Origin of the sequence: Pseudomonas sp. G(2018) (genome assembly GCF_005502415.1) — a bacterium.
GTDB lineage: Bacteria > Pseudomonadota > Gammaproteobacteria > Pseudomonadales > Pseudomonadaceae > Aquipseudomonas.
The window spans coordinates 29,364-47,003 of the sequence record NZ_SCOO01000030.1; the positions used below are offsets into that span (position 1 = coordinate 29,364).

A 17,640-nucleotide genomic window follows, 5' to 3' on the forward strand; every position below is an offset into this window, starting at 1 on the left:
CTTGGGAGCTTCTGAGTTTGAGACTCAAGACAGGCCTGCGTTACAAACTAGCCGCTTGTATTTTGCTAGCGATATCGTCAAACCCTCCTAGAACCAGATCAGGCACCACACCCCAAGGATCAAAAATCACCGTTGGATCGCGACGTAGCCAAGCGGTACGCAAACCGTAGTTAGCGGCCCCAATGACGTCGAAAGGATTGCTGGAGACCAGCCAAACCTCTCCTGCGGGCACCTCACATTGTTTGACGAGGTGTTCATATACAATTGGGTCCGGCTTGAAGGACCGCACGTCCTCAACGCTCAATACATCAATAAAGCTCTCTCGTAGCGTTGCATACCGCAAGAGGGCGTCGATGGCAGTTCGACTGCCGTTGGAGAAAGCAAACAGTCGGAGCTTTGAGCTTTGCAAGTCAGCCAGCCCGCCTTTCACGTCATCGAAAGCCTCCAGCTCTGTATAGGCATGCATCGCCTGCTCCTGCTCTGAGGTGCTAAGCGTCACACCATGGCTCTCACAAGCGAACAGAAGGGCGTCATGCGTACAAACAGAGAAGTCCTGATAATCGCGCATCAGTCCTCGTCGAAAGCTGTATTCCAACTGCTTCTGTCTCCAAAGCTCCGAGATAACCACAGATTTTTGGCCAGCCAGCAATCCCAAGGCTCTCTCTACGGATTTTGTGTTGATCAACGTTCCGTAGACATCGAAAGCGATTGTTGGAGTCATCTGGAGATCCTCAGTAGTGACGCTGATGCGGTCATATACGAACCGATCAGTCCAATTATAGGCAAAAAAATATCAGAAATTCGCCATGATTATTTCAATAACTGTAAGAATTTCTTTCCGAGCAATCCCGGATTTGACCTGAGTACGCAAACCACTCATCGCACAATGCATAAAAAGGGCAAGTGACGCGGGGTCTTTAGACTGGGATACCTCGCCACTTATTTTGGCTTGTTCGAAAGCTTCAACGAAGACTTCGCGAAAACGGCGAGTTGCAAGAAATATTAGCTTTTCTACAGATGGGTCATTGGTCGAAAACTCGTTTGCGACGTTCACGAGCATGCATCCACGCGGCCCGTATCCAGGGGCTACGTCCTCAAGAACCGAGTTCAAACAGTTGCGAATGAAAGCCAAGGGGCTGGCAGCCCTGCCCAGCTCCTCACGCATCAAGACAGCTCGCATATCGAAGTAACGGGTAAATGCAGCTTCAAACAAACTCTGCTTGTTACCAAAACTATCGTAGAGACTACTTTTCGACAGCCCAGTAGCTTGCAGTAGATCTTGCAGGCTGGTCGCTTCATAACCTTTGCGCCAAAAAAGCTGCATTGCGCTTTCTAGCACATATTCAGGGTTAAAAATTCTTGGGCGTCCACGATTCATGGGTGGATTATGGACTATTCGGTTCGCTATAGGAAGTGAGCCCCAAACACCAAGTCAGGAAGGATAAAGTCAATTTTTCCAAGGTGTATGAGCACTTAGGTTCCGCGCTATACCCTGCTGCGGCTTTCACTAGTCAATTTCTCCACCGATGTAAGGACGCAAGCGTGCACCATAGCAATGCTTTTGACGCTGAGCGTCCAGCGGAGCTCCGCTGTCGTAGGCGTGCAAATCACTTGCTGAATTTGTTGAGATGTAACAACACGCACTGAAAGTCATCTATGTGAACAATCAACGCTCAACCCAGGTGAGGCACTACCGGAGCACTTGATCACTTTCTTGCTAGGTCAAGTCAAAATGGCTCATGGTTTTGCTGCTGAAAGTGGATGCCTCATTTGGACCTCGAAATATTGCTATTCGTAGCGTAAGGTCCCAGTGCTGCTACTGTGGATGACTTGACGACGTGGTGCTATGCCTATGTTCGCCTCCCAATAACCTTGGCATTGATATGAAAACACTTGCTCGGCTCGGTATCTGCCTTCTGCTTTGCATTGCCCTTCCCTTCAACGGGATTGCGGGGCTTGCTGCGGCCACAGAGCTTTGCCCGATGAAGGCAGCAGGTGCGCCAAGCATCGGCGACAAAGCCCACAATTGTTGTCAAGACGAGGGTAACCGCTCTGACCATGGAAACCCCTGCAAACCCGGCCAGGAATGCAAGACCGGCTGCATGCTGCAAGTACTGATCATAAGAACACCGCCCACAGTACCAACCCGTATTGACGCTCAATTATTCAACGATTTCTTACCCGCCAGAACCCCGCTTGCAGTTTGGCGACCTCCTCGTACCTGATTCCTGTACCACACCGAGTTCCATTCCACGCTAGTGGGATGGCATATCTGCGCGCATATCTAATGAAGCGCGCAGTGAAACATCACAGGAATCGTGAGTATGAATCCCAAACGCTATTGCACAGGGTGGCCCGTCGTGGCTGCCCTGGCGGCAAGCGTACTCGCACTGCCGAGTCTCGCCGCCCCTCTAACACTCGATGAAGCCTTGCGACTGGCCGAAAGCAATGCTCCATCGCTGACCGCCCAAGCCGCCAAACTGCAAGCCGCCAGTAATGCAGCCATTCCAGCCGGCGAACTACCCGATCCCAAACTGCTGCTGGGCGTACAGAACTACCCCATTGGCGGTCCGAATCGTTGGACTATTGACCAGGACTTCATGACCCAGCAATCGGTTGGAGTTAGGCAAGAAGTACCCAATCGTGACAAACGCAAAGCACGTATCGAGGTCGCTGATGCCGCCGTCGATCGAGCAGCGGCCGAAGGTCGTGTCGAGCGCTTGAACGTCCGTCAGGCCACGGCACTGGCCTGGATCAGCAGCTATTCCATCGAACGTAAAGAGGTCCTGTTCCAGGACTTTTACAAAGAAAATCGTTTGTTGACCGAAACCATTCGGGCACAGATCGCCGGTGGTCGTGCCCAACCTGCCGATGCAGTGACACCCAAGCAGGAGGCGGCTCAATTAGCGGATCAACAGGACGACCTAATCCGCCTGCGTGCTCAAGCCCGGGCTGGGCTTAAGCGCTGGATTGGGCCGGCGGCCAACGACGAACCAACTGGTGGCTTGCCGCAATGGCCCGTCGAGACCTCTGGTTACACCCGCAAACTGCAACATCACCCCGCGCTGGCGGCCTTTGTGCCGATGACTCGCGAGGCGCAAGCCAAGGTGCGTGAAGCCGAGGCGGAAAAGCAATCCGACTGGAGTTGGGAACTCGATTACCAACACCGTGGCCGTCAGTTCGGTGACATGGTCAGCGTGCAGTTCAGTTTCGATCTGCCACTGTTTCCCGACTCCCGTCAAAATCCCAAGATCGCTGCCAAACACGCTGAACTGAACCAATTGGAGGCTGAGCGTGAAGTCACTGTGCGTGAGAAAACCCAGCAACTGGAGGAGGACTTGGCCGAATACGAACGCCTGAATCGCGCCGTGCGCCGCAGTCAGGAAAGCCTGGTACCCCTGGCCAAAGAAAAGGTCGGACTGACCATGGCCAGTTACCGCGCAGGGAAAGGCAACCTGACGGCTGTCGTCGCAGCTCGACGTGAACTCATCGAGGTCCGACTCAAACAAGTCGACATCGAAGAGCAGCGAGCCCTGACCAATGCGCGCTTGTATTTCAATTACGGGGAAACCAGCCTATGAGCACTCGAATATGGAAAGCGGCTGTGTTGACTGGCTTGTCGGTCGCCCTAGGGGTTGCAGGCGGCTACTGGTTCGCTCAGCAGCGTATGAGCGCAATGCCTGATGCGCTCGCCGAGCAGAGTCCCAAGACACAAGACCAACGCAAGGTGCTGTATTGGTACGACCCGATGAAGCCGCAGCAGAAATTCGATAAGCCGGGCAAATCGCCCTTCATGGACATGCAACTCGTGCCGCAATACGCTGACGCTGCAACGAATGGCGCAGCCATCAGCATTGATCCAAGTCTGACTCAGAATCTCGGCCTGCGCCTGGCGACAGTCACCCGTGGAGTCCTCGCTTCCAGCCTGGACGTGGTCGGCGTGCTGGCGTTCAACGAACGGGATGTCGCCGTGATTCAGGCGCGTACTGCGGGTTTTGTGGAGCGGGTCTATGCCCATGCTCCCGGCGATATGCTGAAAGCCAATGCGCCATTGGCGGATATCCTGGTACCGGAATGGGCTGCAGCCCAGGAAGAATTCCTTGCACTTAAACGTCATGGTGATGCTGACTTGTTGGTGGCAGCACGCCAACGGTTGCACCTCACCGGGATGCCGGCGGCGCTGATTACCCAGGTAGAACGCAGCGGCAAGATTCAGCCTAACCTGACCCTCACCAGCCCCATTAGCGGTGTGCTGCAAGAGTTGGATGTACGTACGGGTATGACCGTGGCGGGAGGCGAGACTCTGGCTCGAGTCAATGGCTTGAGTAGCGTCTGGCTAGCCGTGGCCGTTCCAGAGTCGGAGACGGGATCGATCGTCCTCGGTCAAACGGTCGAAGCACGCCTGCCAGCCTTCCCTGGGACTGTGCTCGGAGGCGTGGTCAGCACGATTCTTCCCGAAACCAATCCGGACAGCCGCACCGTTCGTGTGCGGGTCGAACTCGCCAACCCTGATGGGCAACTCAGACCGGGTATGACGGCGCAGGTGCGCTTGAATCGTTCAACCGAGCAAAGCGTGTTGTGGGTGCCGAGCGAGGCCGTCATTCGCACCGGCCGACGCGTCCTGGTGATGCTCGCCGAAGACGCTGGTCGCTACCGACCCGTAGAGGTGCAACTCGGGCAGGAAAACGAAGGAAAAACGGTGGTATTGAACGGTCTGGAGGAAGGCCAGCAAGTGGTCTCCTCTGGACAGTTCCTGCTCGACTCCGAGGCCAGCCTCAAGGGCATCGTCGCGCGAACGCTGGAAATGCCACCACCTCCCGCAACAGCCTCAGCCTTTCATGAGGCGGATGGGCAAGTCGTACAGATCAATAGCAAAGACGTGACCCTCGCTCATGGGCCGTTCAAGACGCTGGGCATGCCTGGCATGACCATGACCTTCCCATTGGCGGACCCTGCACTCATGCAAGGACTCAAGGCGGGCGACAAGGTTCGTGTATCAGTCAGTCAAACCGACGATGGTTTGCGAGTCGAGCGTCTGGAAAAACTAGGGGGCCAGCCATGATCGCCGCCCTTATCCGCTGGTCAGTGGCCAACCGCTTCCTGGTACTACTGGCCACGCTGTTCGTCACGGTCTGGGGCGTCTGGTCGGTTCAGACCACTCCCATCGATGCACTGCCGGACCTCTCCGATGTTCAGGTGATCATCCGCACCCCCTACGCGGGGCAAGCGCCGCAAATTGTCGAGAACCAGGTGACCTATCCCCTGGCGACCACCATGCTCTCGGTACCGGGGGCCAAAACCGTACGCGGTTACTCCTTCTTCGGCGACAGCTTCGTTTACGTGCTGTTCGAAGACGGTACCGATTTGTATTGGGCCCGCTCACGAGTGCTGGAGTATCTGAGTCAGGTACAAAGCCGCCTGCCAGCTACGGCCAAACCGGCCTTGGGACCGGATGCCACTGGAGTAGGCTGGATCTATCAATACGCCTTGGTGGATCGCACCGGTGGACATGATCTGGCACAACTGCGCGCACTTCAGGACTGGTTTCTCAAGTTCGAGCTCAAAACCCTACCGAACGTGGCGGAAGTAGCCACCGTTGGTGGCATGGTCAAGCAGTATCAGGTGCAGCTCGATCCGCTGAAGTTGGCCAGCCTGGGCATCACGCAGTCGGAGGTGACCGAGGCGATTGGCAAGGCCAATCAGGAAACCGGTGGCGCCGTGCTGGAGATGGCGGAGACTGAATTCATGGTCCGCGCCTCAGGCTACCTGAAGACCCTCAATGACTTTCGCGCGATTCCACTCAAGCTCGGTGCCGGTGGCGTGCCGGTGACCCTTGGCGATGTGGCAACGATCCAGTTGGGGCCGGAAATGCGTCGCGGCATCACCGAACTCGACGGCGAAGGCGAGACCGTCGGTGGCGTGGTGATTCTGCGCAGCGGCAAGAACGCTCGCGAGACCATTGCGGCGGTCAAGGCCAAACTCGACGACTTGAAAAGCAGTCTGCCGGCGGGGGTGGAAATCGTCACCACCTACGACCGCAGCAAGCTGATCGATCGCGCCGTGGAAAATCTCAGCCACAAACTGCTCGAGGAGTTCATCGTCGTCGCGTTGGTCTGCGGGATATTCCTCTGGCACCTGCGCTCATCCCTGGTGGCCATTATCTCGCTGCCGGTTGGGGTGCTGATTGCCTTCATCGTCATGCGTCATCAAGGGATCAACGCCAACATCATGTCGCTGGGAGGGATTGCTATCGCCATCGGCGCCATGGTCGACGCCGCCGTGGTAATGATCGAAAACGCCCACAAGAAGGTCGAGGCCTGGCACGCGGCCCATCCGGGGGAAGAGCTGAAGGGCGAACATCATTGGCAGGTGATGACCGAAGCGGCGACTGAGGTGGGGCCGGCGCTGTTTTTCTGTCTGTTGATCATCACCCTGTCGTTCATTCCGGTGTTCACCCTGGAGGCTCAAGAGGGCCGCCTGTTTGGTCCCCTCGCCTTCACCAAGACCTACGCCATGGCTGCGGCGGCCGGACTGTCGGTGACCCTGGTGCCGGTACTGATGGGGTACTGGATTCGCGGGCGTATTCCCAATGAACAACAAAACCCGTTGAACCGTTGGCTGATCAGGATCTATCAACCGGCCCTGGACGCGGTGCTGCGTCGGCCCAAAATCACCATGCTGGTGGCGCTACTGGTCTTTCTCAGCGCGCTATGGCCGATCTCTCGCTTGGGTGGCGAGTTCCTCCCTGCGCTGGACGAGGGCGATCTGCTCTATATGCCTTCGGCCCTACCGGGGTTGTCAGCGCAGAAAGCGGCGCAGCTGCTGCAGCAGACCGACCGCCTGATCAAGACGGTGCCCGAAGTCGAGCACGTCTTTGGTAAAGCTGGCCGCGCCGAAACTGCCACCGATCCGGCACCGCTGGAGATGTTCGAGACCACCATTCAATTCAAGCCGCGCGAGCAGTGGCGCCCAGGAATGACCCAGGAAAAGCTTGTGGAAGAGTTGGATCGGGTGGTACGTGTCCCTGGATTAACCAACATCTGGATACCGCCAATCCGCAACCGTATCGACATGCTCGCCACCGGGATCAAGAGCCCGATTGGGGTGAAAATTGCCGGCACCAACCTGACGGAGATCGATGCGGCTACTCAGGCTGTCGAACGCGCGGCTAAGGACGTACCCGGGGTCAGTTCGGCCCTGGCCGAGCGACTGACCGGTGGCCGCTATATCGACGTGGATATCGACCGCAAGGCGGCCGCCCGCTACGGACTGAATATTGCCGATGTGCAGTCGATCGTGGCAGGGGCTATTGGCGGCGAAAACATCGGGGAGACCATTGAAGGGCTCGCCCGCTTCCCGATCAATGTGCGTTACCCCCGCGAGTGGCGTGACTCGCTCGGCGCCCTGGAGCAGCTGCCGATCTACACCCCCTTGGGGAGCCAGATCACCCTCGGCACGGTGGCGAAGATCAAGGTCAGCGACGGCCCGCCGATGCTCAAGAGCGAAAACGCTCGACCTTCTGGCTGGGTGTACATCGACGTGCGTGGTCGGGATATTGCCTCAGTGGTCGCCGACCTGCGCCGGGTCGTCAGTGAACAAGTCAAGTTGCAGCCAGGCATGAGCCTGAGCTACTCGGGTCAGTTCGAGTTTCTCGAACGGGCCAATGCAAGGCTCAAGCTGGTGGTGCCAGCGACGCTACTGATCATTTTCGTACTGCTTTACCTGACGCTCGCCCGCTTCGACGAGGCCTTGCTGATCATGGCTACCTTACCGTTCGCACTGACTGGCGGGGCATGGTTCCTCTATCTGCTGGGATACAATTTGTCAGTGGCCACCGGTGTCGGCTTTATCGCCTTGGCCGGTGTGTCTGCCGAATTTGGCGTGATCATGCTGATCTATCTGAAGAACGCCTGGGCCGAACGTGAAGAGCTTGGTGACAACACTGAGCGTGGGCTAATCGATGCGGTTCGCGAAGGCGCGGTGCAGCGGGTTCGACCCAAGGCCATGACAGTGGCCGTGATCATTGCCGGCTTGCTACCCATCCTCCTGGGTAGCGGTACCGGCAGCGAAGTGATGAGCAGAATTGCCGCCCCCATGGTCGGCGGCATGATCACCGCGCCACTATTGTCCCTGTTCGTTATTCCGGCGGCCTTTCATCTTTTACGTCGTCGCCACCTGAAACGTTGAACTGACTGTAAATCCGAGATGGTTGAAGTGAAAGGATTAGCTAGAACCTGATCTAGCGGATCCTTTCACCCAGTCCAATTGAGCCGTGTCGGTACCTGCCAGAACCAACAAACGCGACGTAGGCATGAAGTCTATGCAGCTGTCCGCCAATCTGGGCATGCACTCAGTACTCGAAAAAGCCATTCGCTATGGCATAGTCGGCGCGGCGAGAAGCGCTCCACCCTGTAACGAGGCAACAAGCGGGCAGGAAATGTTCCCCTCCCTCGAGTGGCAAGCACGCACAAGCTCAGATAGGGCAGCCTCCATACGTTTCAAGTCTGCCATCTTCTCTCGCACGTCTTTAAGCCTGTGCTCTGTCAGGTGGCTGGCTTCCTCGCAGTGAGTACCGTCCTCCAGTCGCAGTAATCCAGCAATCTCGTCCAGGCTGAAGCCTATACGCTGCGCTGACTTTACGAATCGTAACCGCGCTACATCCGCGCCTCCATAACGGCGAATGCTGGCGTAAGGCTTATTGGGGTTGTCTCAGAATTCGGAAAATAAAGCACGCTAAGGCGTAGTCAACCCGTGACTCCCCCCGCGCCGACACCGTGAGCTTCGTTCCGTCTTGTAGTGACGCAATGAGCGGGCAGGACACGTTCCCCTTTCGCGCATGGCAGGCGCACACCAGTTCAGACAGCACGGCCTCCATGCGCGTCAAGTCGGCCATTTTCTCGCGCACGTCCTTAAGCATGTGTTCCGCCAAGCTACCAGCTTCCTCGCAATGTGTTCCGTCATCTAGCCGCAGTAGCTCGGCGATTTCATCCAGAATGAAACCCCGCCGCTGGGCCGATTTCACGAAGCGCACCCGCGTTACATCCGCCTCGCCATAGGGCTTGTCTGGTTCCGGCAGCAGTTCCTTGCGCTGATAGAGCTGGATGGTCTCCACATTGACCCCGGCTGCCTTGGCGAAATTGCCGATGGTCAGGTTCTCCAAATTGTGTTTGATGCTGCTTGATTCCGTACCTGACTACGGGATTAACCTTAACCCATCGATCAAATGCTCGAAAGGAGAAATGCATGTCTGAACCATCAAACGGGCGCGCCCCTCTTGTCGCCGGGGGGCTGGCGGCGATTCTCGCCTCGACTTGCTGTCTTGGGCCGTTGGTTCTGATCGCACTGGGATTCAGCGGGGCCTGGATCGGCAACCTGACGGTGCTCGAACCGTACCGTCCGCTCTTCATCGGTGCTGCGCTCGTGGCGTTGTTCTTCGCCTGGCGGCGCATTTTCCGGCCAGTACAGGCATGCAAGCCGGGCGAGGTGTGCGCAATTCCGCAGGTGCGGACCACCTATAAGCTCATTTTCTGGATCGTTGTCGCGTTGGTCTTGGTCGCGCTCGGTTTTCCCTATGTTGTGCCATTTTTTTACTAATCAGGAGTTCACCATGAAAAAACTGTTTGCCGCCCTCGCTCTCGTCGCCGTTGTCGCTCCGGTGTTGGCCGCCACCCAAACCGTCACGCTATCCGTGCCTGGCATGACTTGCGCTGCCTGTCCGATCACGGTCAAAAAAGCCATCTCGAAAGTAGATGGCGTCAGCAAGACCGACGTGATTTTTGACAAGCGTGAAGCTACGGTGACCTTTGACGACGCCAAGACCAGTGTCCAGGCACTGATGAAGGCAACCGAAAACGCCGGCTATCCATCCACACTCAAGAACTGATCATGCAAAATCCGAAAACACTGATGCGTGTCGGCGTGGTTGGCGCGGTGCTGGTAGCGCTGTGCTGCTTTACCCCGATTCTGGTTATTTTGCTCGGTGTTGTCGGCTTGTCCGCCCTCACCGGATATCTGGACTACGTACTGATGCCCGCCCTTTTAGTATTCATCGGTTTGACCATTTACGCAGTCCGGCGCAAACGCAAAGCCGATGCTTGCTGCCCACCAAGTGGAATAAGAGGAAAAAAATGATTGCAATAACTATAGACGGGATGACCTGCATGTCCTGCGCCACGCACGTCAAGGACGCTTTGGAAAAACTTCCCGGCGTAAGCCATGCCTTGGTGTCCTATCCCGAGAGCAAGGCGCAGGTACTGGCTGACACTGGCGCCAGTCGCGACCAGATGCTGGTAACTATCGCAGCGCTGGGTTATCGGGCCGCTTTCGATGAGGGGTCCAATAAACGCGACTCCGGCAAGATTCCGGCAACCGACAAGCCCGGGAGCGGTTTACACATTGCCATCATCGGTAGCGGCGGTGGCGCTATGGGAGCGGCGCTGAAGGCCGTCGAGCAAGGCGCGATGGTCACGCTGATCGAGCGCGGTACCATCGGCGGCACTTGCGTCAATATCGGCTGCGTGCCGTCCAAGATCATGATCCGTGCCGCCCACATCGCCCATGTGCGCCGCGAAAGCCCATTCGACGGCGGCATCGCGGCGACTGTGCCGGTGATTGACCGCAGCAAGCTGCTGGCCCAGCAGCAGGCGCGCGTCGATGAACTGCGGCACGCCAAGTATGAAGGCATCCTGGTAAGTAATCCGAGCATCACCGTACTGCGCGGCGCAGCCCGCTTCAAGGATAGCCAACACCTCGTTGTACATATGACCGAAGGCGGTGAGCGTACAGTGGCATTCGACCGCTGCCTGATCGCCACCGGCGCCAGTCCAGCCATTCCGCCGATCCCCGGCCTGAAAGACACGCCGTACTGGACCTCCACCGAGGCGTTGGTCAGCGACACCATTCCCGAACGCCTGGCCGTGATCGGCTCGTCGGTGGTGGCGTTGGAACTGGCGCAAGCCTTTGCCCGGCTAGGCAGTCAGGTCACGATCCTGGCCCGCAGCACGCTGTTCTTCCGCGAAGACCCGGCAATCGGCGAGGCTGTCACAGCCGCCTTCCGTGCCGAGGGCATCGAAGTACTGGAACACACACAGGCCCGCAATGTAGCGTATTCAGACAATGAATTCGTGCTCACCACGGAACACGGCGAAGTACATGCCGACAAGCTGTTGGTCGCTACCGGCCGGACACCAAATACACGCCGCCTGGCGCTGGAAACGGCGGGCGTGGCTGTCAATGCGCAGGGCAGCATTGCCATCGACAAAGGCATGCGCACCAGTACGCCACACATTTATGCTGCTGGCGACTGTACTGACCAGCCGCAATTTGTTTATGTCGCAGCGGCCGCCGGCACCCGCGCGGCCATCAACATGACAGGCGGGGATGTTGCCCTCAATCTGGGCGCAATGCCAGCGGTGGTGTTCACCGATCCGCAAGTTGCTACTGTGGGCCTGACCGAGGCCGAAGCGCATGCACAAAACATCGAGACCGATAGCCGTACGCTGACACTCGACAACGTGCCTCGTGCGCTCGCCAACTTCGACACACGCGGTTTTATCAAGCTGGTCATCGAAGAAAGTAGCGGACGGCTCATCGGCGTCCAGGCGGTAGCCCCGGACGCGGGCGAGCTGATCCAGACGGCGGTGCTGGCCATACGTAACCGCATGACGGTGCAGGAATTGGCTGACCAGTTGTTTCCCTACCTGACGATGGTCGAGGGGCTAAAGCTCGCCGCACAGACCTTCAGCAAGGATGTGAAACAACTGTCCTGTTGCGCGGGTTGAGGAAAAGGAGGTGTTCAGTGAGCACTTATACAGTTCCCCGCTTAGCACATGGCGCGGGCGTTAGTGTGCATATCGTGCGCAATTACATGCTGCGCAGGTTGCTGCTACCGTTAGCACGAACTTCGGCGGACATTGTCTGTTCGACAAGACAGCCTTGCGGCGCTTGCGTTTCGTGCAATCCTCCTTTGAGGCTGGTATCGGCCTGGACATGCTAATGCGCTGTTCCGTGCGATGGACACCGAAAATAGGAAGGCTGCGACAGTGCAGCTTGTTGACATACGCAAGCTTGTTGAGTGCCGCTGTCAGGCGCCCGCTGGCCTGGATGCGCAGTTGGTAGAGCAGTCGAGCGAAATGGCACATGAAACAGCGGTTTTGACATGAACAATCCCGAGCATTTGCCCGATGGAGCAGGTAAGCCAATCACCGCTCACCTATGGGGTGTGCTTGCGGTTCTATCGTGCCCCTGCCATCTACCCATTTTCGCCATTGTTCTGGCTGGTACGACAGCCGGCGCCTTCATTGGTGAACACTGGGGTATCGCGGCACTCGCACTGACCGGTTTGTTTGTCCTGTCCGTGGCACGACTGCTACGAGTCTTCATGGGGCGATCATGAGCGATATCCCACACGCCGAATGGACTACGGCGCAACTGGCGTAGGTGGTTGTGTGCGGGCAGCTTTAGCTGCATTACCAGCCGATTGTCGATCTGCCCAGAGACAAGATTGCCGGCGCGGAAGCACTGGTGCGCTGGCGGCACCCAAGTCTCGGCTTGTTACTGCCGGGTCAGTTCCTGCCCGTGGTGGAATCGCCCGGTTTGATGCCGGAAATTGGCACATGGCTGCTACACGAAGCCTGTCGCCAGATGCACGACTGGCTACCTCTGCAATGGAGGCCGTTCCGTCTGGCCGTCAATGTATCCGCACGCCAAGTCGGAGCAGATTTCGATGGTCAAGTGCCGCCGATTATTTGGAGATCGGGCTGACCGAAACTGAAGTCCGCGCGTCTACGTGAAATCTGTAATTCATTGCTAGGTTCAGACCTGGATTTTAAATAGAAATGCGTTTTTTGGACCTCTTTTCAAGGTTTCAACCAGCGCCGGAGGTTTTCACACAGCCTGTATGGTTGTTCGTTCTCGCGCACCGTTACCTCATTAACCTGGAGAAATATCACGACTACCAAACGCAAAGTCGAAGTTTTTAACGCGGGCTGTCCCGCCTGCCAAACCGCCATCGAATTCGACAATCACATCGCATGCAGTTCGTGTGATCTCTCAACTCTCGATATGAACGACATCAATGTGGCGAAACGTGCCCATGATCTGGGTGTCCGCTCGGTGCCAGCAGTCGCCATAAACGGCCAGTTGGCTTCGTGTTGTTGTTCAGACGCTGGCGTCGAAGAGCAGGCGCTTCGCGCCGCGGACCTCGGTCAAGCCTAGACAGCATGCACGGGAAGGGTTACGGCCGCTCCCCGGATGCCGCGCGCCAGTAATTTCTTTGGATAAACGCTTGACCTTGGTGCTTACTCCAAGGGTTATCGTTCTTATGTCCCTATTGACTTTAAATGACGGGAGATATCATGAATTTCAGAGCATCAACACAGCGTATGTTTCTCACATTGACCATCGCCCTGATGGCAACCGGCGTACTGGCCGCACCGCCCACCTACCGGTTGTACGTAGACGGCCTGTCCTGTCCGTTCTGCGCCTATGGCATCGAGAAAAAACTGAACGCCGTCGAAGGCGTCGAAAGTCTTGAAACCAACATCAAGGACGGCACTGTGACCGTCACCATGAAGAACGGCGCACCGCTCAACGAGGCCGCAGCTAAACTGGCGGTAAAAGCTGCCGGTTTCAGTCTACGCAAACTCGAACCGGTTCAATCCGCCCCGGCGGAACAGACGAAATGAAGGTCGTGCTGAAGACAGGGTTGGCGACGTTTTGCCTAACGGCTGGAACCGCATGGAGCGCGCCGATCACCTTCAACACGGCGCTGCCAGTGCGCGAAGGTGGCTACGTCCTGCGCGAGCAGTTTGTCTTCATGAAGAGCGCCGACGACCCGACGCCGGCTGGGCACGACATGGAAGCAAGCGCCCTGGTATCGGTGCTGGGCTATGGCGTGACGCGGGACTTCGCGCTGTTCGGCATGCTGCCCTGGTTCGACAAGCGTCTGGACATGAGCAAGGGCGGGCAGGATCTATCCCGGCAGAAATCGGGCGTTGGCGATCTCACGGTGTTTGGCCGCTACACCGCCTATGAATTCAACGCACAGGGGAAAACTTTCCGTATCGCACCGTTCCTGGGCGTGAAGGCACCAACTGGTGAGGATAATGCCCGCGACGGTGTGGGGCGCTTGCCTCCGCCGGTCCAACTTGGTTCCGGTTCATGGGATGTGCTCGGTGGCGCTGTGCTCACCTATCAGACGCTGGATTTCGAGATCGACAGCCAGGTGAGTTACAAGGCCAACACCGACGCCAACGGCTTTCAAGCTGGTAATGTCGCCAGCCTCGACACCTCATTCCAGTACCGGCTGTGGCCGCGCAGCCTGGGCGCGGGTGTTCCCGCTTTTCTGTATGGAGTGCTCGAAGCCAATCTCGTGCATTCGGCCCGGGATCGCAGCGGCGGAGCCGACGACCCGAATTCGGGGGGCACCACGCTGTTCATCACACCCGGACTGCAATACGTGACCCAAAAATGGATAGTCGAGGCCGGCGTTCAGATTCCCGCCAGCCAGCATCTCAACGGCACGGCGCTGAAGAACGATTACGTTTTCACCACCGGCTTTCGCGTCAACTTCTGAGACCAAACCATGCAATTTCGATCGGCAGCCAAATGGGCTAAAAATATCGTGATCGCATCGGCAGCGCTACTCGCTGCCGGTTGGCTGGCCTTTGTGCCGTCGGCCAAGGAGCCGCCCTACACCTTTGTGACGGCGTGGGGCGAGAAAGGCGGCGCGCCCGGCCAGTTCAACGATCCGACCGGAATCGCCGTCACCGCCGACGAAGTGTTTGTTGCCGACTCGCGGAATGGCCGCATCCAGGTCTTCGATCGTGACGGCCATTTCAAACGCCAATTCGGGACGCCCGGGAAGAAACCGGGCCAGCTCGACCGCCCGATGAATCTGACTATCCACCAGGGTGAGCTTTACGTGGCCGAATACTTCAATGACAGGATTCAGGTTTTCAGCCTCGACGGCCAGTCCAGGCGCCTGATTGGCAAGTCCGGTAGCGGCCCCGGAGAATTCAATGCGCCTGGCGGGGTAGCGGTAGCGCGTGACGGCGATATAGTAGTGGCCGATTTCTACAATCAGCGCATCCAGCAGCTTACGGCCAACGGCGGCTTCGTGCGCCAATGGGGAACGACCGGCAAGATAGGCACCCGGGGCGGCGAGTTCAACTATCCCACGGACGTCGCTTTCGGCCCCAACGGCACCCTCTACACGGCCGACGGCTACAATGATCGGATACAGTCCTTTGGACCTGACGGGTCGTCATTGGGCAAGTGGGGCGGCCCGTTCGCCATGAACATTTTCGGCCCCTTCAACGGCTGGTTCGCAACCGTGACCGGCGTGACCGTCGATCAGCAAGGTAATGTTTTTGCGGCCGACTTCTACAATCATCGAATTCAAAAATTCTCCGCGGAAGGCAGGTTTTTGACGAGCTTCGGCGGAAAAGGCAGCGGCCCGGGTCAGTTCGAGCACGCCATCGCGGTTGCCGCAGCCAGCGACGGAACGATATTCGCGGTCGATTTCGCCAATAACCGAATTGAAAAGTGGACTCCGGCAAAGCCTTGACCATGGTGCGTACTCCAGGGTTTGTATTGTCGCTAACCAATTGGAGAAAGCCATGTACACCATCGGTAAAGTAGCCGCGCTGGCGGGAGTTAGTCCGGATACGCTGCGCTACTACGAAAAGCACGCCTGATCACACCCGCATCGAAAACCGCTGCGGGCTACCGTCTATACAACAATGAAGCCGTGCGTCGTATCCGCTTCATCAAACATGCCCAACACTGCGGATTCACGTTGTCGGATATTCACGAGCTTCTGACGTTGAAGCAGACCGGTAGCGCCTTTTGCGAGGACGTGCGCAGTCTAGGCATCGAGAAGAAGCTGCGTATCGAGCACAAACTGCTAGCCTTGCAGGCCATATCGTGCGCCCTCGATGAATTGATACAGGGCTGCGAAGGCGGCGAGGCAGTGACCGACAACTGTCCCATCCTGGTGGCGCTGGAAAACAGTCTCGCCGAGGCGGCCCGATGAGTGTCAAGATCGAACTCATTGCCGCGCAGGGATGCGACAAATGCGTAGCCGCGCAAGAACAGCTACGCGCCATTGCAACCGCAAAACTTGGCGACAACGAGGTCGCTCACGCACAGCGCAGTCGGCGGAAGCTGGCCAGAGTGTCGTGATCGGGGTGGCTGCCGGCTGCGAGGTAGAAAAAGGCGAGCGAGTCGTAAACGGCGCGTTCAATCTTGCGGTTGGAAAAGGTGCCGATGGCATAGTCATAGTCCAGCAAACTGAGCAGCACCTCGGGGTGATAGGCGGCGCTGCGCGTCCGCCAAAAAACCGGGTGAGCCATCACCTGCGCCATGTTGTGCGCCAGTTGGGTAACCTGCTGCCGGAGAGCCATATCGGAAAGCCTGCCGTGAGGGACTTGTTGTCGCTGAACCGCGGGACGTTGATGCACGTCATTTCGCTGCAGGCGCCCGCACGGGAAGATGATGATCGCCTCAAGGATCTGGACTTCATCCCGACAGGTATCGCGGGGCGCGATTTTGCACGTCGCCAGATGGCGGCGGCACCATGGAATGAAGCTGTCGATACCGGAATGAGTATCGTCGTACACCGTTGAGCTGTTTGCAGGGGTTGCTATGATGTCGAAGCGTAGCCTCAGGGTCTCTCCAAACCGGAACATTCGACCGTGACGTCATTCCTGCTCACCTACGAGTCCGCGATACGCCTGGGTGCCTTTACCGGCATCTTCGCCGTGATGGCGCTGTGGGAAGTACTCGCACCCAAGCGGCGCCAATCCATTGGTCGCTGGCAGCGCTGGCCCCCCAACCTCGGCATTGGCGTGCTGGACAGCGTACTGGTGCGACTGATATTCCCCACCGCCGCTGTCGGCGTGACGCTGTATGCCGATGCCCACGGCTGGGGAGCGTTCCATGCGCTGGACGTGTCGGGCTTGCTCGCGGTGGTGGCGTCGATTCTGCTGCTAGACCTGGCCATCTATCTGCAACACGTGATTTTTCATGCGGTGCCACTGCTGTGGCGGCTGCACCGAATGCATCACACCGATCTCGAGTTTGACCTGACCACCGGGACGCGCTTCCACCCGTTGGAGATTGTGCTGTCGCTAATGCTCAAGCTGGGCGTTATCGTCGCGCTGGGTGCGCCGGCGATCGCGGTGCTGCTCTTCGAGGTGCTGTTGAATGCCACTGCCATGTTCAACCACGCCAACGCGCGTCTGCCTCGGCGGTTGGACGCGGTTCTGCGCTGGCTGCTGGTCACGCCGGACATGCATCGCGTGCACCATTCGTGGCACCCGGATGAAACCAACTCCAACTTCGGCTTCAACCTGTCGTGGTGGGACCGGCTGTTCGGCACTTATCGTGCACAGCCGCGCGACGGCCATGCCGGCATGACCATCGGCATCAACCAGTTCCGCGATCCACGTGAGCTGCGCCTTGACCGCATGCTGTGGCAACCGACGCGCGGGCCGGTGAACAGCTATCCGATCAATGCGCGGCCCGAGGCCCCGGGTGGTGCAGACATCCCGTGAACGACCGCAAAAGCGAAGCTGGCACATTGACGCGTCATGGAGGTGCGCTGCCACCCCGGACTCAAAGCCCGGCGATTGTCAT

The 17,640-nt window shown here is 57.9% G+C and carries 18 protein-coding genes and 5 pseudogenes; 18 read left to right on the top strand and 5 right to left on the bottom strand.

The genetic code is table 11. From position 1 onward, the window contains the following. Positions 1-40: 40 nt before the first annotated feature. Both FFS64_RS23600 and FFS64_RS23605 read right to left on the bottom strand, forming a co-directional pair. Positions 41-721 carry a haloacid dehalogenase type II gene (locus tag FFS64_RS23600; RefSeq protein ID WP_137807354.1) on the bottom strand — a complete coding sequence of 227 codons (681 nt, stop codon included), beginning with the start codon at positions 719-721 and terminating at the stop codon, positions 41-43. A 72-nt stretch (positions 722-793) separates the two neighbouring features. Beyond that, positions 794-1,378, bottom strand: coding sequence for a TetR/AcrR family transcriptional regulator (locus FFS64_RS23605; RefSeq protein WP_238347437.1), 585 nt, complete (start codon positions 1,376-1,378; stop codon positions 794-796). Positions 1,379-2,324: 946 nt separating this feature from the next. Here FFS64_RS23605 and FFS64_RS23615 point away from each other — a divergent pair. Genes FFS64_RS23615 through FFS64_RS23625 form a run of 3 tightly spaced genes read left to right on the top strand, consistent with a single transcriptional unit; the run spans position 2,325 to position 8,187 of the window. Then, the gene (locus FFS64_RS23615) at positions 2,325-3,581 is read left to right on the top strand and encodes a TolC family protein (RefSeq protein ID WP_137807356.1); all 1,257 of its coding nucleotides are present in this window, start codon (positions 2,325-2,327) and stop codon (positions 3,579-3,581) included. Then, positions 3,578-5,062: an efflux RND transporter periplasmic adaptor subunit gene (locus FFS64_RS23620; RefSeq protein WP_137807357.1), complete on the top strand. Its 1,485-nt coding sequence runs from the start codon at positions 3,578-3,580 to the stop codon at positions 5,060-5,062. Before FFS64_RS23615 ends, FFS64_RS23620 begins: the two co-directional genes overlap by 4 nt. Then, entirely contained in the window at positions 5,059-8,187 is a 3,129-nt protein-coding gene (locus FFS64_RS23625; protein ID WP_137807358.1) for an efflux RND transporter permease subunit, read from the top strand. Before FFS64_RS23620 ends, FFS64_RS23625 begins: the two co-directional genes overlap by 4 nt. 186 nt (positions 8,188-8,373) lie before the next feature. On the opposite strand, the pseudogene FFS64_RS23630 reads toward FFS64_RS23625, so the two are convergent. After that, positions 8,374-8,703, bottom strand: a pseudogene (locus FFS64_RS23630) (MerR family DNA-binding protein); the annotation flags it as partial. A gap of 61 nt (positions 8,704-8,764) precedes the next feature. Next, a pseudogene (locus FFS64_RS23635) lies at positions 8,765-9,172 on the bottom strand (MerR family DNA-binding protein); the annotation flags it as partial. Between the two features lie 71 nt (positions 9,173-9,243). On the opposite strand from FFS64_RS23635, the gene merT reads away from it, so the two are divergent. The 13 genes and pseudogenes from merT to FFS64_RS23695 all read left to right on the top strand — a co-directional run bounded on the left by merT (position 9,244) and on the right by FFS64_RS23695 (position 16,036). Beyond that, positions 9,244-9,594, top strand: coding sequence for a mercuric ion transporter MerT (gene merT, locus FFS64_RS23640; RefSeq protein ID WP_137807360.1), 351 nt, complete (start codon positions 9,244-9,246; stop codon positions 9,592-9,594). Positions 9,595-9,607: 13 nt separating this feature from the next. Then, the gene (merP, locus tag FFS64_RS23645; RefSeq protein ID WP_057978976.1) at positions 9,608-9,883 is read left to right on the top strand and encodes a mercury resistance system periplasmic binding protein MerP; all 276 of its coding nucleotides are present in this window, start codon (positions 9,608-9,610) and stop codon (positions 9,881-9,883) included. A 2-nt stretch (positions 9,884-9,885) separates the two neighbouring features. Then, a complete protein-coding gene (merF, locus tag FFS64_RS23650) occupies positions 9,886-10,131 on the top strand; it encodes a mercury resistance system transport protein MerF (protein ID WP_137807361.1) in 246 nt (81 codons plus the stop codon). Beyond that, positions 10,128-11,780: a mercury(II) reductase gene (gene merA / locus FFS64_RS23655; protein WP_137807362.1), complete on the top strand. Its 1,653-nt coding sequence runs from the start codon at positions 10,128-10,130 to the stop codon at positions 11,778-11,780. The genes merF and merA overlap by 4 nt, the downstream gene beginning before the upstream one ends. A gap of 17 nt (positions 11,781-11,797) precedes the next feature. Next, positions 11,798-12,161, top strand: a pseudogene (gene merD, locus FFS64_RS31820) (mercuric resistance transcriptional repressor MerD). After that, a complete protein-coding gene (gene merE / locus FFS64_RS23665; protein ID WP_137807363.1) occupies positions 12,158-12,394 on the top strand; it encodes a broad-spectrum mercury transporter MerE in 237 nt (78 codons plus the stop codon). The pseudogene merD and the gene merE overlap by 4 nt, the downstream one beginning before the upstream one ends. Before the next feature lie 44 nt (positions 12,395-12,438). Further along, positions 12,439-12,747 (top strand): annotated as a pseudogene (locus FFS64_RS23670) (EAL domain-containing protein); the annotation flags it as partial. A gap of 198 nt (positions 12,748-12,945) precedes the next feature. Beyond that, on the top strand, positions 12,946-13,215 hold the full coding sequence (locus FFS64_RS32265) for a thioredoxin family protein (RefSeq protein ID WP_137807375.1): 270 nt from the start codon (positions 12,946-12,948) through the stop codon (positions 13,213-13,215). A 140-nt stretch (positions 13,216-13,355) separates the two neighbouring features. Beyond that, on the top strand, positions 13,356-13,685 hold the full coding sequence (locus FFS64_RS23680; RefSeq protein ID WP_202879044.1) for a heavy-metal-associated domain-containing protein: 330 nt from the start codon (positions 13,356-13,358) through the stop codon (positions 13,683-13,685). Beyond that, positions 13,682-14,575 carry a transporter gene (locus tag FFS64_RS23685; protein WP_137807364.1) on the top strand — a complete coding sequence of 298 codons (894 nt, stop codon included), beginning with the start codon at positions 13,682-13,684 and terminating at the stop codon, positions 14,573-14,575. Before FFS64_RS23680 ends, FFS64_RS23685 begins: the two co-directional genes overlap by 4 nt. A 9-nt stretch (positions 14,576-14,584) precedes the next feature. Further along, positions 14,585-15,568, top strand: coding sequence for an NHL repeat-containing protein (locus tag FFS64_RS23690; RefSeq protein ID WP_137807365.1), 984 nt, complete (start codon positions 14,585-14,587; stop codon positions 15,566-15,568). Between the two features lie 52 nt (positions 15,569-15,620). Continuing rightward, positions 15,621-15,698: a MerR family DNA-binding transcriptional regulator gene (locus FFS64_RS32270; protein ID WP_372242185.1), complete on the top strand. Its 78-nt coding sequence runs from the start codon at positions 15,621-15,623 to the stop codon at positions 15,696-15,698. Beyond that, complete coding sequence (locus tag FFS64_RS23695) at positions 15,698-16,036, top strand: MerR family DNA-binding protein (RefSeq protein ID WP_256660527.1); 339 nt, start codon at positions 15,698-15,700, stop codon at positions 16,034-16,036. The genes FFS64_RS32270 and FFS64_RS23695 overlap by 1 nt, the downstream gene beginning before the upstream one ends. A 121-nt stretch (positions 16,037-16,157) precedes the next feature. Here FFS64_RS23695 and FFS64_RS23700 read toward each other — a convergent pair. Then, positions 16,158-16,325: pseudogene (locus FFS64_RS23700) on the bottom strand (transposase); the annotation flags it as partial. Positions 16,326-16,370: 45 nt separating this feature from the next. Here FFS64_RS23700 and FFS64_RS32275 point away from each other — a divergent pair. Continuing rightward, positions 16,371-16,628, top strand: coding sequence for a DUF3734 domain-containing protein (locus FFS64_RS32275; protein ID WP_372242184.1), 258 nt, complete (start codon positions 16,371-16,373; stop codon positions 16,626-16,628). Between the two features lie 69 nt (positions 16,629-16,697). Next, complete coding sequence (locus tag FFS64_RS23710; protein ID WP_137807366.1) at positions 16,698-17,558, top strand: sterol desaturase family protein; 861 nt, start codon at positions 16,698-16,700, stop codon at positions 17,556-17,558. The last annotated feature ends 82 nt before the right edge of the window (positions 17,559-17,640 follow it).